At 67.1% G+C, this 14,613-nt stretch carries 11 protein-coding genes and 2 tRNA genes; 4 read left to right on the top strand and 9 right to left on the bottom strand.

The window, feature by feature from the left end; translation table 11 throughout:
- The first annotated feature begins 370 nt into the window (after positions 1–370).
- Both EV216_RS00845 and cls read left to right on the top strand, forming a co-directional pair.
- Positions 371–1,120, top strand: coding sequence for an endonuclease/exonuclease/phosphatase family protein (locus tag EV216_RS00845; RefSeq protein WP_165899101.1), 750 nt, complete (start codon positions 371–373; stop codon positions 1,118–1,120).
- 57 nt (positions 1,121–1,177) lie between these two features.
- Positions 1,178–2,599, top strand: a complete 1,422-nt coding sequence (gene cls / locus EV216_RS00840; RefSeq protein WP_132693162.1) for a cardiolipin synthase — start codon at positions 1,178–1,180, stop codon at positions 2,597–2,599.
- Positions 2,600–2,626: 27 nt separating this feature from the next.
- Here the strand turns inward: cls and EV216_RS00835 are convergent, their stop codons facing one another.
- From EV216_RS00835 to metH, 7 genes are all read right to left on the bottom strand, one after another.
- Positions 2,627–3,676 carry a permease gene (locus EV216_RS00835; protein WP_132693161.1) on the bottom strand — a complete coding sequence of 350 codons (1,050 nt, stop codon included), beginning with the start codon at positions 3,674–3,676 and terminating at the stop codon, positions 2,627–2,629.
- Positions 3,673–4,017 (bottom strand): ArsR/SmtB family transcription factor, encoded by a 345-nt coding sequence (locus EV216_RS00830; protein ID WP_132693160.1) that lies wholly within the window; start codon positions 4,015–4,017, stop codon positions 3,673–3,675. Before EV216_RS00830 ends, EV216_RS00835 begins: the two co-directional genes overlap by 4 nt.
- 69 nt (positions 4,018–4,086) lie before the next feature.
- Entirely contained in the window at positions 4,087–5,346 is a 1,260-nt protein-coding gene (arsJ, locus tag EV216_RS00825; protein WP_279388173.1) for an organoarsenical effux MFS transporter ArsJ, read from the bottom strand.
- Positions 5,343–6,341 (bottom strand): ArsJ-associated glyceraldehyde-3-phosphate dehydrogenase, encoded by a 999-nt coding sequence (locus EV216_RS00820; RefSeq protein ID WP_132693159.1) that lies wholly within the window; start codon positions 6,339–6,341, stop codon positions 5,343–5,345. The genes arsJ and EV216_RS00820 overlap by 4 nt, the downstream gene beginning before the upstream one ends.
- On the bottom strand, positions 6,338–7,183 hold the full coding sequence (locus tag EV216_RS00815; protein ID WP_132693158.1) for a metalloregulator ArsR/SmtB family transcription factor: 846 nt from the start codon (positions 7,181–7,183) through the stop codon (positions 6,338–6,340). Before EV216_RS00815 ends, EV216_RS00820 begins: the two co-directional genes overlap by 4 nt.
- A gap of 90 nt (positions 7,184–7,273) precedes the next feature.
- A complete protein-coding gene (locus EV216_RS00810; protein ID WP_132693157.1) occupies positions 7,274–9,049 on the bottom strand; it encodes an SLC13 family permease in 1,776 nt (591 codons plus the stop codon).
- 132 nt (positions 9,050–9,181) lie between these two features.
- A complete protein-coding gene (gene metH / locus EV216_RS00805) occupies positions 9,182–12,946 on the bottom strand; it encodes a methionine synthase (protein ID WP_132693156.1) in 3,765 nt (1,254 codons plus the stop codon).
- Positions 12,947–13,415: 469 nt separating this feature from the next.
- Here metH and EV216_RS00800 point away from each other — a divergent pair.
- Positions 13,416–13,491 (top strand) — tRNA-Ala (locus EV216_RS00800).
- A gap of 100 nt (positions 13,492–13,591) precedes the next feature.
- Entirely contained in the window at positions 13,592–13,861 is a 270-nt protein-coding gene (locus tag EV216_RS00795; protein ID WP_341539349.1) for a DUF6538 domain-containing protein, read from the top strand.
- Positions 13,862–13,868: 7 nt separating this feature from the next.
- Here EV216_RS00795 and EV216_RS00790 read toward each other — a convergent pair.
- Both EV216_RS00790 and cobU read right to left on the bottom strand, forming a co-directional pair.
- Positions 13,869–13,942, bottom strand: a tRNA-Cys gene (locus EV216_RS00790).
- Positions 13,943–14,077: 135 nt separating this feature from the next.
- Positions 14,078–14,584, bottom strand: a complete 507-nt coding sequence (gene cobU, locus EV216_RS00785; protein ID WP_132693154.1) for a bifunctional adenosylcobinamide kinase/adenosylcobinamide-phosphate guanylyltransferase — start codon at positions 14,582–14,584, stop codon at positions 14,078–14,080.
- Positions 14,585–14,613 lie beyond the last annotated feature (29 nt).

Here is a 14,613-nt window from a genome sequence, read left to right as displayed (position 1 = left end):
GGCCTGGTTGCGCGATTCGGGATCCAGCGGGTGCGGAAGACACCTTGACTTCGGGATTGCGCGGCGAGTGTTCCCGATAAGCTGGACCAAAACATGGCTTCGACCGGGGCGATTGTGGCGGAAATCGGGAAAGTGCGGGGTGGTCTCGCAGCATCTGCGGAGTCAAAGCCGAGCAGGACCCCGGACGGGTTCGCGTTTCGCAACGGTTCAGGACGCATTCGGGCCGGTTCCCGGCGAATCTGCCCGATTTCTGCGCTGCGTCTACGGTGAGGTCGGTTCGGGATGCGCGCGGTGGTTGTTTTTTGTCCCCGTCAAGCCTACCTTTGAAGGGATAATTCTAGCCGACCCGCATCCGGTGCCTGCCTCATCCATGCCGCCTCATCCAGCCCAGTGTCATGGCACCACGTCCGCCGTCGGCGGGGGGGCGTTGCGCGTCGCAAGCTACAATATCCGAAAGGCGGTCGGCCTCGACTGGAAGCGCGACGCCGGGCGCGTGCTCGACGTAATCAACGAGATCGGCGCCGATGCGGTCGTCCTGCAGGAGGCGGACAAGCGTCTCGGCGACCGGCCCGCGGCGCTGCCGCGCATGCTGATCGAGCGCGAGACCGATCTGGTTGTCGTCGATCTGGCCCAGAACGGCGTCAGCCTCGGCTGGCATGGCAATGCGGTCCTGGTGCGCCGCGGCACCGCCGTCACGGCCAGCGAGCGGATCACCCTGCCGGGGCTTGAGCCGCGCGGCGCGGTCATGGTGCGGATCGGCCAGCCGGACGGGCGCGCGATCACGCTGGTCGGCGTGCATCTGTCGCTGCTCAGGCGCTGGCGGCGGCGCCAGCTCGAAACCATCGGCGCGCGGTTCTGCGAGAATGAAAGCGCGCGCACCGTGATCCTGGGCGATTTCAACGAATGGTCCGAGGATCGCGGCTTCGAGCCGCTGGCGGACCGCTTTCGGGTCGTCGCGCCCGGCAAGACCTATCACGCCAGCCGCCCGCGTGCCGGGCTTGACCGGATCGCGCATGGGCGCGGGCTGACACTGGCTGCGGCGGGGGTCCATGAAAGCCCGCGCGCGCGGGTCAGTTCCGATCACCTGCCGATCTGGGCCGACATGGCGGCGGCTGGCTGAGCACCCCGCGACCACCCTGCGCTTGCCTTCCGCTCGGCCCGGGGCCAGCATCGTTCCATGCTGGAGGTTCTCATTCCCGTCCTTGTGCTGGCGCTCGAGGCCGCGGCGATCTGGGCGGCGCTTCGGGCGATCCGGATCTCGCGCACGCCGCAGGGCGCGGTGGGCTGGGTGGTGTTCCTGATCGCCGCCCCCTATCTGGCGCTGCCGATCTTCCTGTTCCTCGGCCATTGGCGGCTGCCGGGCTACATGACCGCGCGGCTGTCCTCGCAGATCTCGATCGCGACACTGCCGGATTTCGAGACGGCCCGCCACACCGACACCGCTACGCTGCCGAAGGATCTGCAACGCGCGCTGGCAGGTTTCGAGGCGATTGCGGGCCTGCGCGCGGTTTCCGGAAACGGGGTGCGCCTGCTGGTTGACGGGAATGCGACCTATGCGGCGATCTTCGAGGCCATCGACCGGGCCGAACGCTTCGTTCTGGTGCAGACCTATATCCTGCGCGACGACGATCTGGGCCGCGAGTTGCAGCGCCGTCTGATCGCGCGGGCGCGGGCGGGCTGCACGGTCCGGTTGCTCTACGACGCGCTGGGCAGCCACCGCCTGCCCGCCGCGTTCAACGCCGCGCTGCGCGAGGCCGGCGTGGTCGTGGCCGATTTCCACTCGCTGCGCCGCCCGCACAGCCGGTTCCAGGTGAATTTCCGCAACCACCGCAAGATCGTCGTGGTGGACGGGCGCGAGGGCTTTCTGGGCGGGCACAATGTCGGGGACGAATACATGGGGCGCAACGCGCGCATCGGGCGCTGGCGCGACACCCATCTGGCGATATCCGGCCCGGCGGTCGCCCAGTTGCAACTGATATTTGCCGAGGACTGGTTCTGGGCCACCGAGGAACGGCTGGATCTCGACTGGCAGCCCCCCGCCGTGGCGCAGGATCTCGACGTCCTGATCGTCGCTCCCGGTCCCGCCGACCGGCTGGAGACCGGAAGCCTGTATTTCTGCAACGCGATCCATGCCGCGCAGCACCGCATCTGGATCGCCTCGCCCTATTTCGTGCCCGATACCGACATCCTGTCCGCGCTGTCGCTGGCCGCGCTGCGCGGGGTGGATGTGCGCATCCTTGTCGCGGCCCGGCGCGATCACTGGCTGGTCTGGCTGGCCGCCTTTGCCTATTTCGACGAGATGCTGGAGGCCGGGGTGGGCATCTACCGCTATAGCGACGGGTTCATGCACCAGAAGGTCCTGGTGGTGGACGAGGCGATGGCCTCGGTCGGTACGGTGAACCTCGATAACCGGTCCTGCCGGTTGAATTTCGAGGTGACGGCGCTGGTCTTCGAGCACGATTTCGCCCGGACGGCCGCCGCGATGCTGGAGGCCGATTTCGCCCGCAGCCAACCCCACACCACAAGGCTGGCCGAGGCGGCGAACCCGTTGCACCGCAGCGCCGCATGCGTGGCGCGGCTTTTCGCGCCGATCCTCTAGCCGCGCCCTGCGACCCGGCCGGGCGGCTCAGAGCATGGTCCAGACCTGGAACAACAGCCCCGCCGCAAAGGCGCCGGTCAGCGACAGCGCAACGTAAAGCGCAAAGACCGGCGGGCGGGCCAGCGCCCAGACCGCCATCGCCGCCGGGATCGAGGTCACGCCGCCCGCCACCAGAAAGGCCATCCCGGCCCCCGGCGCCATGCCCTGCGCCATCAGCCCGCCCACCAGCGGCAGCGCGGCATAACCGTTCAGATAGGCAGGCACCCCCACCAGCGTAGCGGCAAGGATGGGCCAGAGACCCTCGCCCCCCAGAGCGGCGGTCACCGTCTCGGCCGGGATCCAGGCCAGCATCAGGCTTTCGATCAGGAAGGCCAGCGTCAGCCACTTGGCCAGGAACAGCGAGGTCTTGCGCGCGTCCCGGCCGAAACGGGCCCGCCGCTCTGGCTCGATCCAGAACCGCCAGGCAACGGGCTTGGGCGCGCGCATCTTCGCCCCGCCGCAACCGCCATTGCCCACACCCGCGCGCAGCGGTTCGCCAAGTGCCCCGCCGCGCGCCAGCAGATGCACCACCAGGCCGCCGAACACGCCCAGCCCGATCGCCGCCAGGGTCTTGGCAATCGCGAATTCCATGTCCAGAACCCCCGATGTCAGAACGAACATCGACGGGTCCATGATCGGCGAGGCCAGCCAGAACGCCATCACCGCCGATAGCGGGACGCCCATGGCCAGTAGCGCCGCGATCAGCGGGATCACCCCGCAGGAACAGAAAGGCGACACCGCGCCGACCAGCGCCGCAAGCCCGATCATAAGCACCGGCGCCCCGGTAAAGGCCCGGGCGATCAGGTTGTCCGCACCCGTCGCCCCCGCCCATGCGGCGATAGCCACCGACAGGACCAGGTAAGGCGCGGTATGCAAAAGCGCCGCCCCGGCGAAACGCGCGCTTTCTGCCGCCTGCGCCGGATCGAAGACCGCCAGCAGCCCGAGGATCAGCGCCGAGGCCATCCAGACCCGCTGCTCCTGCCACAGGTGGCGCAGGACGGCACGCGGCCCAAGGGTGGAAAGCGTCGTGTCGGTCATCGCGAAGGCTCCGGATCAAGGGCGGTTTCGGAGAGGGCCGCAGCCCGGACGCGCACCCCGGCGCAACATTCCGAGGTCAGGAAATCGAGAACCCGGCGCAGGGCGGCATAATCCGTCCGGTTGAACACCTCGCGCCCCTGCCGGTCCTGGATCACCAGCCCGGCATCGACAAGCGTCGAGAGATGATGCGCCAGCGTCGAGGGCGCAAGATCGAGCGCCGCGGCGATATCGCCGACGCGCAGCCCCTGATCGCCCGCCTTGACCAGCAGGCGGAAGATCGCAAGCCGGGCGTCATGGCCCAGGGCGCCAAGGGCACGGGCATGGGGGCTGGTCGTGGTCATGGCGCGATAATAACTACAATTCCGGTTATATCGAGTCGTTTCTGCCCGCGACCGCAGGATTCCCAGATGTCAGCCCGCGGCCGCAGGCTCGGGTTTCAGCCGTCCCGCCACCAGCGCCGAGGCCGCGACCATCGCCGCCGCCGTGCCCAGCATCAGCGCCAGCCCCCCCGCCTGATAGGTCAGCCCCGACAAGAGCGTGCCCATCAGCCGCCCGCCCGCATTGGCCATGTAGTAGAAGCCCACATCCATCGTCACCCGCTCGGCCCGCGTGAAGGCAAGGATCAGGTAGGAATGCAGCGAGGAGTTGATCGCGAAGACCGCGCCAAAGGCCAGAAGCCCCGCGACAAGACAGGCGGTCAGCCAGGGCGCGGGGCCGGGGGCAAGGGCGGCGGCCAGCGTCAGCATCGTGGGCACCGCCACAAGGATCAGTGCCCAATGTCGTGCCGCACCGATCAGCTCGGCCTCGGGCCGCCTTGCCGCGCCCAGCAGGCGGGGGGCTGCGGCCTGCACCGCGCCGTAAAGGATGATCCAGCCCGCCATGAACGTGCCGATCAGGAAAAAGGCGGCGCGATTGCCCTCGGTCGTGCCGTCCGACAGCACCGCGTAGAAATAGATCGGGATGCCCACCACGAACCACACATCGCGCGCGCCGAACAGGAAGACCCGCGCCGCCGAGAGCCAGTTCACATTGGCGGATTTCGAGAAGACCTCGGAGAATTTCGCCCCCTTGCGCCCCTTCGGCAGGCCCGGCGGCATCGCGACCAGAACGGCCACAAGGATGACCGCCAGCACCGCCGCCATCGCCAGCACCGCCCAGACGAAGCCCAGCGTCGCCAGAAGCGCCGCGCCCAGCAGGAATCCCAGCCCCTTGACCGCGTTCTTCGACCCGGTCAGCAGCGCCACCCAGCGGAACAGCCCGCCATTCTCGGTGGGCGCCAACAGCTTGACCGCGGATTTGGACGACATCTTGGCCAGGTCCTTGGCCACGCCGGATGCCCCCTGCACCGCCATCACATAGGCGACCGACAGTCCGATCGCCCAGCCCGGATCAAGCTGCGCCAGCGCCAGCAGCGCCACCACCTGAAGCCCGAGCCCCGCGTAAAGCGTCGAGGTCAGCCCGAACCGCGCCGCGATCCAGCCCGCGGACAGGTTCGTGACCATCCCCGCGATCTCGTACAGCACGAAAAGATAGGCCAGTTGCAGCGGCGAAAAGCCCAGGATGTGGAAATGCAGCAGCACCAGCATCCTTAGCGCGCCATCGGTCAGCATGAAGGCCCAATAGGCCGCGGTCACCGCGACATAGGCCGACAGGCCCTCGGGGCGGCTCACAGGCTGGCCCCCACCATCAGCGCGACGTCGACCAGCCGGTGGGCATAGCCCATCTCGTTGTCATACCAGGCATAGACCTTGAGCTGGGTGCCGTTGACCACCATCGTCGATGGCCCGTCCACGATGCCCGACCGCGTGTCGTTGACGTAATCGGCCGAGACCAGCGGCCGGTCCTCGTAGCCCAGTATGCCCTTCAGCGGACCCTCGGCGGCGGCCCTGAACAGCGCGTTGACCTCATCGGGCGTGACCGGGCGCTCCACCTCGAACACCGCATCGGTCAGCGAGGCGTTCAAGAGCGGCACCCGAACCGCATGGCCGTTCAGCCGCCCCTTGAGTTCGGGATAGATCAGCGTGATCGCCGTGGCGCTGCCCGTTGTCGTCGGGACCAGCGAGTTCAGCGCCGACCGCGCGCGGCGCAGATCCTTGGCGGGCCGGTCCACCATGGTCTGGGTGTTGGTCACGTCATGGATCGTGGTGATGACCCCGTGCCGGATGCCGATCGCCTCGTGCACCACCTTGACCACCGGGGCCAGGCAGTTCGTCGTGCAACTGGCCGCGGTCACGATCCGGTGCCGGGCGGGGTCATAGGTGGCGTGGTTGACGCCATAGACGATATTCGCCGCATCCCCGTCCTTGACCGGGGCCGAGACCACCACCTTCTGGACGCCCGCCGCGAAATAGGGCGCAAGCGTCGCCTCGGACTTGAAGACCCCGGTGCAGTCGATCACCACATCGACGCCCGCCAGCGGCAGGTCCTCGATCCGCGACGCCCCGACAAAGGGCAGCTGCACGCCGTCCACGCTGACGCTGTCGGCGTCATGGCCGAAACTGGCGGGCCAGCGGCCATGCACCGTGTCGAATTCCAGCAGATGCGCGTGCATCGCCGGATCGCCCACCGCGTCGTTGATCCAGGCGATCCGCGCGCCGCGCTCCAGCAGGGGGCGCAGTGCCAGCTTGCCGATCCGGCCCAGCCCGTTCAGCGCGTAGACCGTCATTCCGACAGCCCCGCCACGTCGCGGGCGATGTCGTCCACCGCCTTTTGCAGCGCGACGCGGTCGAGCGTGGCGAAGGGCAGGGCGGCGAAGGTGACGATACGGTTTCTCAGCGCGCCATAGGCGTGCTGAAAGGCCAGGCTTTTCTGCGCATCCGTCCCCTCGGCCTTGACCGGGTCGGGCATGCCCCAATGGGCGGTCACGGGCTGGCCTTCCCAGGAGGGGCATTCCTCGTTCGCGGCCTGGTCGCAGACGGTGAAGACGAAATCCAGATGCGGGGCGCCCGGCCCGATGAACTCGGCCACGTTCTTGGCGCGCAGCACCGAGACATCGTGCCCCTTGTCGGTCAGCACCTTGACGGCAAAGGGGTTCAGTTCGGAATTGGGGATGGTGCCGGCCGAGAAGGCGGTGAACCGATCACCCGCCTCCTTGCGCAGGATCGACTCGGCAAAGATCGATCGGGCGGAATTGCCGGTGCAGATGAAGAGCACATTGTATTTCCGGTCGGCCATCGGGGCGGCTTCTGTCTGGAGGGGAGAGGCCATGGGCGAACAGAGGTCCGGCCGCCCACGGCAACAGTCGAGGAACAGGTAATCGAAGGTGTGTCGCACTTCGGTGACATTGATGGCGTAGCGCAGCGACGTGCCCTCGCGTGTCTGGGTCACCAGCCGGGCCCGCATGAGGGATGCCAGATAGGCCGACAGCGTCGAGGGCTTCAGCCCCAGGGCCTCGGCAATCTCGCCGGCGGCCACCCGGTCGGGATAGCGCCGCGTCAACAACCGGAAAATCGCCAGGCGATGCGGATGGGCGAGGGCGGCCAGGCGGACGGGAATCTTTTCTTCCATATTTCGAGAATATCAGAAATATAGATTTGGGCAAGCGGCCTCAGTGGCCGCGATCACCGTCGCCTTGCCGGTCGCGCCGACGCCCCTGCGTCAGAACGGGAAGAAGAGCGGGATCACCAGCACCGCGATCACGGCGAAGATCACGTTCAGCGGCAGCCCGACCTTGATGAAATCGCTGAACTTGTAGCCGCCTGCGCCATAGACGAAGGTGTTGGTCTGATAGCCGATGGGCGTGGCGAAGCTGGCCGAGGCGGCGAACATCACCGCCATGACGAAGGGGCGCGGATCAAGCCCCAGCTCGACCGCCAGCGCGATCACGATGGGTCCGATCAGCACCGCCACGGCATTGTTCGACACCATTTCGGTCAGGGCACTTGTCAGCACATAGACCGCGGCCAGGATCGCCAGCGGCCCGAGGCCGCCGACCGCCAGGACCGCGTTCTCGACGATCACCCGTGCCGTGCCGGTTGTTTCCAGCCCCATCGACAGCCCCAGCATGCCGAAGATCAGGAACAGGATGCGCCAGTCGATGGCGTCGAATGCCTCCTCGGGGTCGACGCAGCGGGTCATCATCACGATCACCGCGCCGATCACCGCCAGCCCGGCAATGTCCATCACGTCGAACGCCGCCAGCCCCATCACGCCCAGGATCGTGGCAATGGCAATCGGCGCCTTCGCGCGGCGCGTGGCGCGTTCGGACGGGGCGGACAGGTTGATGATGCCGCCATCCTCCATCAGCCGCTGGATGCCCTCGGGCGGACCTTCCAGCAGCAGCGTGTCGGCGAATTGCAGCCGCAACTCTGGCAGATCTTGCGAGATGTTCTGCTCGGCGCGGTGCACGGCCATCAGGTAGACGCCGTATTTCCGGCGCAGCTTCAGATCCTTGATCGGCCGACCGCGCAGATGCGATTTCGGGCCGACGCTGGCCTCCATGGTGATGGTCTGCTCGGCGGTCACGGGGGCAAGGCCCTGGTCGTCCATGTCGCGGAACTCCACCTGGCCGTTTTCCTTCAGCCCCAGGATCTCGCCCGTGCCGGTCTTGAGAACCACCCGGTCGCCCGGTTCCAGCGCCAGTTCGTTCATCGTGCGCCGCATCGAGACCTCGCCGCGGACCACGTCCAGGATGCGCGTCTCGGACCGGTTGAAGGGCAGATCCTTCAGCGTCTTGCCGACATATTTCGACCCTTGCGGGATCAGCAGGCGCGCCATGAAGCGCCGCTTGCTTTCCTGGCCCAGAACGCTTGACAGCGAGGCGCGGTCAGGCAGCAGCCAGCGCCCGGCAATGACCATGTAAAGCATGCCCACCGAGGCAAAGATCAGCCCCGGCAGCGTCATCTCGAACATGGTGATCGGCGGCTGGCCCGATTGTTCGGCCACCCCGCTCATCAGGATGTTGGTCGAGGTGCCCACCAGCGTCAGCGTGCCGCCGAAGATCGCCGCAAAGGATAGCGGGATCAGCAGCCGCGAGGGTGCCACGCCGACGGACGCCGCGACCGAGATCATCACCGGCGTCAGCAGGATCACGACGGGTGTGTTGTTCATGAAGGCCGAAGCCCCCATCGCCCCCACCATCATCAGCAGCATCGCGCGCAAGAGCGAGCCGCGCGCCTGCCGTTTCAACAGATCGCCCAGCATCGCCACGACGCCCGTGCGTTCCAGCGCGGCCGAGATGATGAACATCATCGCGATGGTGATCGGGGCCGAGGAACTGAACACCTTCAGGAAATCGCGGGTCTCAAGTATCCCCGTCGCAAGCAGCGCCGCAGACGCACCCAGCGCCGTGACCTCGGGCGGGTAGACCTCCTTGACGAAGCTCAGGAATACCACGCCCAGCAGCACAAGGACGAAGATCTGCTCAAGGCCCATCGGCGACTCACTTTTGCGGCAGCGACAATCCCTGCGAATAAGCTACGGGCGCGGCGGCGATTTCAATCGCGAACCGTCGCCATGCCCGGTGCAGCCGCACCGCTGAACCCTACGCTGCTCACTCTGCGGGCGTCACTCGGCCGCCTGTGCCGTTCCCGCGCCCGCCCGGTAGTTCAGCACCGGCGCCAGCCAGCGTTCGGCCTCGGCCACGGGGATGCCCTTGCGGTCGGCATAATCGGCGACCTGGTCGGCCTCGACCTTGCCGACGCCGAAATAGCGCGCTTCGGGATGGCCGATGTAAAGCCCCGAGACCGAGGCACCGGGCCACATCGCCATGCTGTCGGTCAGTTGGATCCCCACCGCGGCCTCGGCATCGAGCAGATCGAACAGCGTGCGCTTCTCGGTATGGTCGGGCTGGGCCGGGTAGCCCGGGGCAGGGCGGATGCCCGCATAGGGCTCGCCGATCAGGTCTTCGGGCGCAAAGGCTTCGTCGGGCGCATAGCCCCAGAATTCGCGCCGCACGCGTTCATGCAGCCGCTCGGCCAGCGCCTCGGCGAAACGGTCGGCCAACGCCTTGACCATGATCGCGCTGTAATCGTCATGCGCCTCTTCGAAGCGTTTCGCGATCCCGATCTCCTCGGCCCCGGCGGTCACGGCAAAGCCGCCCACATAATCGGGTATGCTGCCTTCGGGCGCCACGAAATCGGCAAGCGCGAGGTTCGGCACGCCATCGCGCTTTGCGGTCTGCTGGCGCAGGCTGTGGAAGGTGGCCAGAACGGCGCCCCGCGTTTCATCGGTATAGACCCGGATATCGTCGCCGACGCTGTTGGCAGGCCAAAGCCCCAGCACGGCGCGGGGCCGGAACCAGCCTTCGGCCACGATCCTGGCCAGCATCGCCTGCGCATCGTCGTAAAGCGCACGCGCCGCGGCGCCCTTTTCGGGATCGTCCAGCAGGCGGGGGAATACCCCGCGCAATTCCCAACTGTGGAAGAAGGGCGTCCAGTCGATATAGCGGGCAAGCTCCGCCAGATCCCAGTCGTCCAGAACCCGCGTGCCCAGCATCGCGGGCCGCACCGGCGCATGCCCCGCCCAGTCCAGCCGCAGCGCATTCGCCCGCGCCGCCGCCAGCGGCAGCCGTGCCTTGGTGGCCTCGCCGCGGGCATGTTTCTCGGCGATGTCGCGATATTCCTCTCGGATGCCCGCCACATAACCCTCGCGCTGGCCCTCGGACAGCAGCGACGAGACAACGCCCACCGCGCGGCTGGCATCCGTGACATAGATCGCCTGCCCGCGCCGGTAGGAGGGCGCGATCTTGACGGCCGTATGCACCCGGCTGGTGGTCGCGCCCCCGATCAGCAGCGGAATGTCAAATCCCTCGCGCTCCATCTCGGCGGCCATGTGAACCATCTCGTCCAGCGAGGGCGTGATGAGCCCCGACAGGCCGATCACGTCCACCCCTTCCTCGCGCGCGACCTTGAGGATCTTCTCGGCGGGCACCATCACGCCCAGGTCGATGATCTCGTAATTGTTGCAGGCCAGAACCACGCCGACGATGTTCTTGCCGATATCGTGCACGTCGCCCTTGACGGTCGCCATCAGCACCTTGCCCGCCGCCTGCCGACCGGAGCCCGCCTTTTCGGCCTCCATGTGGGGCAACAGCACGGCGACCGCCTGTTTCATCACGCGGGCCGATTTCACCACCTGCGGCAGGAACATCTTGCCCGCGCCGAACAGGTCGCCCACCACGTTCATCCCCGCCATCAGCGGGCCTTCGATCACGTCCAGCGGGCGCGTGGCGGCCAGCCGCGCCTCCTCGGTGTCGGCCTCGATGAACTCGGTGATGCCGTTGACCAGCGCATGTTCCAGCCGCTTGTCCACGGGCAGTTCGCGCCAGCGCAGATCCTTTTCTCGCGCCGCGCCGCCGCCCTGGCCGCGGTAGCGTTCCGCGATCTCCAGCAGCCGCTCGGTCCCGTCCTTGCGGCGGTTCAGAACCACATCCTCGCAGGCTTCGCGCAATTCGGGGTTGATCGATTCATAGACCGCCAGCTGACCGGCATTGACGATGCCCATATCCATCCCCGCCTTGATGGCATGGAACAGGAAGACCGCATGCATCGCCTCGCGCACGGGCTCGTTGCCGCGGAAGCTGAAGGACAGGTTCGACACGCCGCCCGAGACATGCACATGCGGGCAATCGGCGCGGATGCGGCGCGCGGCCTCGATGAAATCGACGCCGTAATTGTCATGCTCCTCGATGCCGGTGGCCACCGCGAAGATGTTGGGGTCAAAGATGATGTCCTCGGGCGCAAGCCCCGCGACCTCGGTCAGCAGCCGATAGGCGCGGGCGCAGATCTCGACCTTGCGATCCTCGGTATCGGCCTGGCCCGCCTCGTCAAAGGCCATCACGACGACCGCCGCGCCATAGGCTCGGCACAGCCGCGCCTGTTCCAGGAATGCCGCCTCCCCCTCCTTCAGCGAGATCGAGTTGACCACGGGCTTGCCCTGAACGCATTTCAGGCCGGCCTCGATCACCTCCCATTTGGAACTGTCGATCATAACCGGCACCCGCGCGATATCGGGTTCGGCGGCGACGAGGTTCAGGAAATCGACCATCGCGGCCTTGGAGTCGATCAGCCCCTCGTCCATGTTCACGTCGATGATCTGGGCGCCGTTCTCGACCTGATCGCGCGCGACATCCAGCGCGGCGGCGTAGTCCTTTTCCTTGATGAGCTTGCGGAACCGGGCCGAGCCGGTGACGTTGGTCCGCTCGCCCACATTCACGAAGGGGATGTCGGGGGTCAGCGTGAAGGGCTCCAGCCCCGACAGCCGCATCCGCGGCGCGATCTGCGGCACGGTCCGGGGAGCAAGGCCCTGCACCGCCCGCGCGATCGCGGCGATATGGTCATAGGTCGAGCCGCAGCAGCCGCCCACTACATTGACCAGCCCTTCGCGCGCGAAATCCGCGACCAGCGCCGCCATTTCCTCGGGCGTCTGGTCGTATTCGCCCATCTCGTTGGGCAGCCCGGCATTGGGATAGGCGCAGATCAGCGTGTCGGCGATGCCCGCCAGTTCCGCCAGATGCGGGCGCATCGCATCCGCCCCCAGCGCGCAGTTCAGCCCCACGGTCAGCGGCCGGGCATGGCGCACCGAATGCCAGAAGGCGGTGGGCGTCTGGCCCGACAGCGTGCGCCCCGACAGATCCGTGATCGTGCCCGAGATCATCACCGGCAGCCGCAGGCCGGTTTCGGCAAAGACCTCCTCGCAGGCGAAGATCGCGGCCTTGGCGTTGAGCGTGTCGAAGATCGTCTCGATCAGGATCAGATCGACGCCCCCCGCGATCAGCCCGCGGATCTGCTCGCCATAGGCCACCCGCAGATCGTCGAAGGTGACGGCGCGATAGCCCGGATCGTTCACATCCGGGCTGATGGATGCCGTGCGGTTCGTCGGACCCAGCGCGCCCGCCACGAACCGCCGCCGCCCGTCCTCGGCCGCGGCGCGGTCCATCGCGGCCCGCGCCAGCCGCGCGCCCGCCTCGTTCAGCGCAAAGACCCTGTCCTCCAGCCCGTAATCGGCCTGTGCGATGGTGGTCGAGGAAAAGGTGTTGGTCTCGACGATATCCGCCCCGGCCATCGCATAGCGGTAATGGATGTCCTCGATCACGTCGGGCCGGGTCAGGTTCAGAAGGTCGTTATTGCCCTTCTGCGGCTTGTCGCTGTGGACATGACAGGCGCAGCCGCCGCCGCAGCCGGTGAAATCGCCCTCGCTCAGGCCAAGCTTCTGGATCTGGGTGCCCATCGCCCCGTCCAGGATCAGGATCCGTTCGCGCGCGGCATCGCGGATCGCGTCGAAGACGGGCGACAGGACAGGACGGGCGGGGGAGGGTGCGATCTGCGTCATGGCTGGCATCTAGAGCCTTGTTGGACCCGAGTCCAATTCATCTTCGTCACGATGATTATGAACGCGCCGCAAGTTCGCGCCCGTACGCGTGATCGCAGCCGGACCCGCTGGCGCATGCCGATGCCGTGCATTGCCCCGTGTTGCGGTATCCTGGCCCACGGGCGACGCGAACCGGGGAAGGCGCCGCCCCACGACGCGCCCCTTGGCTTTGGTCATTCTGGCCGGGACCCATGCGGCATTTCGGGATGTGAGCGGCAGGGTCGCCCCCCTGTCTTCAACGCCGTGTCCCGGATCGACGAAGACAGGACTGCGGCTCGGCACGACATGACCCTAGAGCCGTCGCCCGCGTCATCGAGACGCCCAAGGCCCGGCCGGGCGCCTGGTTCGGCCTTCATGCGTTTTTTTGCTTGATCTCGCCCCGCCACTTTCATAGAGACTGCCGGGCGGTGCCGAAGGGTGCCGCAAGGTCGGGGCCATAGCTCAGCTGGGAGAGCGCTTGCATGGCATGCAAGAGGTCAGGGGTTCGATCCCCCTTGGCTCCACCATACCGCATTTTCGGCATTGCGGATCAGTAACTTACAGGAAAAGAAGGCGTCTTGTCCAAGGCAATCGTGCTGAGGTGTTGCAGTGGAGCGCCTCAAGAAGATGCCCGTACATACCCGACTCTTCTGTCGCGGAGCTGCCTACTACCACTGCGCAGTGCTCCCCCAAGACATGGCTGACACCAACGGAAAAGCGGAGGAAACCTTCTCGCTGAGGACTCGCGACGAAGCCGAGGCCGTGCGCCGGGTGCGCGTCGCCACCTTAGAGGTGGACAGGAAGTTCGATGACTGCCGGCTCAGGCTGGCGCATCGGCAGGGACCGATGCTGAGGGTTCTGACCCCCGACCGTTCAGTCGCTAACCCTATGATTTAGAATAAAATGGAGGCGAGTGCCGGAATCGAACCGGCGTACACGGATTTGCAATCCGCTGCGTAACCACTCCGCCAACTCGCCAAGCCAGCAACTTGCTTAGTTTTGTGCTTGGCGGGCGTCAAGCGGTTATCGCTCGGGTCACCGCTTTCGCGCCCGGGTTCGGAGTCTGGAGCGGCTGACCGAAGCCGGGCCGCGCGCTTTCGACCGCTGACGGGGTTACTTCACCTTCAGCGGCAGGCCCGAGACCACGAATTCCACCTCGTCCGCTGCCTCCGCAACGCGCTGGTTCAGCCAGCCCTGCGCATCGCGGAAGGCGCGTGCCAGCGCGTTCTCGGGCACGATCCCCATGCCCACCTCGTTCGAGACCAGCACCACCGGGCCTTGCTGGCGCGCCAGCGCCGCGACCAGCGCCGCGGCCTCGGGCTCCCAGTCGCGGCCCGCGAACATCAGGTTGGCCAGCCACAGCGTCAGGCAATCGACCAGCCGCGGCCCGCGCCCGTCGCTGCGCGCCAGCGCACCGACCAGGTCCAGCGGTTCTTCGACCGTGACCCACCCCGCGCCGCGCCGGGCGGCATGGCGGGCGATGCGCTCGCGCATCTCGGCATCATCGGGCCGGGCGGTGGCGATATAGACCCGCTCGCCCGGCAGGGCAGAGACCCGCGCCTCGGCCCGGGTGCTCTTGCCCGACCGTGCGCCCCCCGTCACCAGAACGATATGACCCATGGTCCCCTCCGCATGTTCGGGCCGTCCGT

Source organism: Rhodovulum steppense, from assembly GCF_004339675.1.
Taxonomy (GTDB): Bacteria; Pseudomonadota; Alphaproteobacteria; order Rhodobacterales; family Rhodobacteraceae; genus Rhodovulum; species Rhodovulum steppense.
This window is presented reverse-complemented; position numbering and strand designations above follow the sequence as displayed.

Bases quoted from the DNA above. Each gene is read 5' to 3' on its own strand.
- EV216_RS00810 (WP_132693157.1), bottom strand. From the start codon at position 9,049: ATGGGCCTTGAGCAGATCTTCGTCCTTGTGCTGCTGGGCGTGGTATTC.
- metH (WP_132693156.1), bottom strand. From the start codon at position 12,946: ATGACGCAGATCGCACCCTCCCCCGCCCGTCCTGTCCTGTCGCCCGTC.
- EV216_RS00795 (WP_341539349.1), top strand. From the start codon at position 13,592: ATGCCCGTACATACCCGACTCTTCTGTCGCGGAGCTGCCTACTACCAC.
- cls (WP_132693162.1), top strand. From the start codon at position 1,178: ATGCTGGAGGTTCTCATTCCCGTCCTTGTGCTGGCGCTCGAGGCCGCG.
- EV216_RS00815 (WP_132693158.1), bottom strand. From the start codon at position 7,183: ATGGAAGAAAAGATTCCCGTCCGCCTGGCCGCCCTCGCCCATCCGCAT.
- EV216_RS00820 (WP_132693159.1), bottom strand. From the start codon at position 6,341: ATGACGGTCTACGCGCTGAACGGGCTGGGCCGGATCGGCAAGCTGGCA.
- EV216_RS00835 (WP_132693161.1), bottom strand. From the start codon at position 3,676: ATGACCGACACGACGCTTTCCACCCTTGGGCCGCGTGCCGTCCTGCGC.
- EV216_RS00845 (WP_165899101.1), top strand. From the start codon at position 371: ATGCCGCCTCATCCAGCCCAGTGTCATGGCACCACGTCCGCCGTCGGC.
- EV216_RS00830 (WP_132693160.1), bottom strand. From the start codon at position 4,017: ATGACCACGACCAGCCCCCATGCCCGTGCCCTTGGCGCCCTGGGCCAT.
- cobU (WP_132693154.1), bottom strand. From the start codon at position 14,584: ATGGGTCATATCGTTCTGGTGACGGGGGGCGCACGGTCGGGCAAGAGC.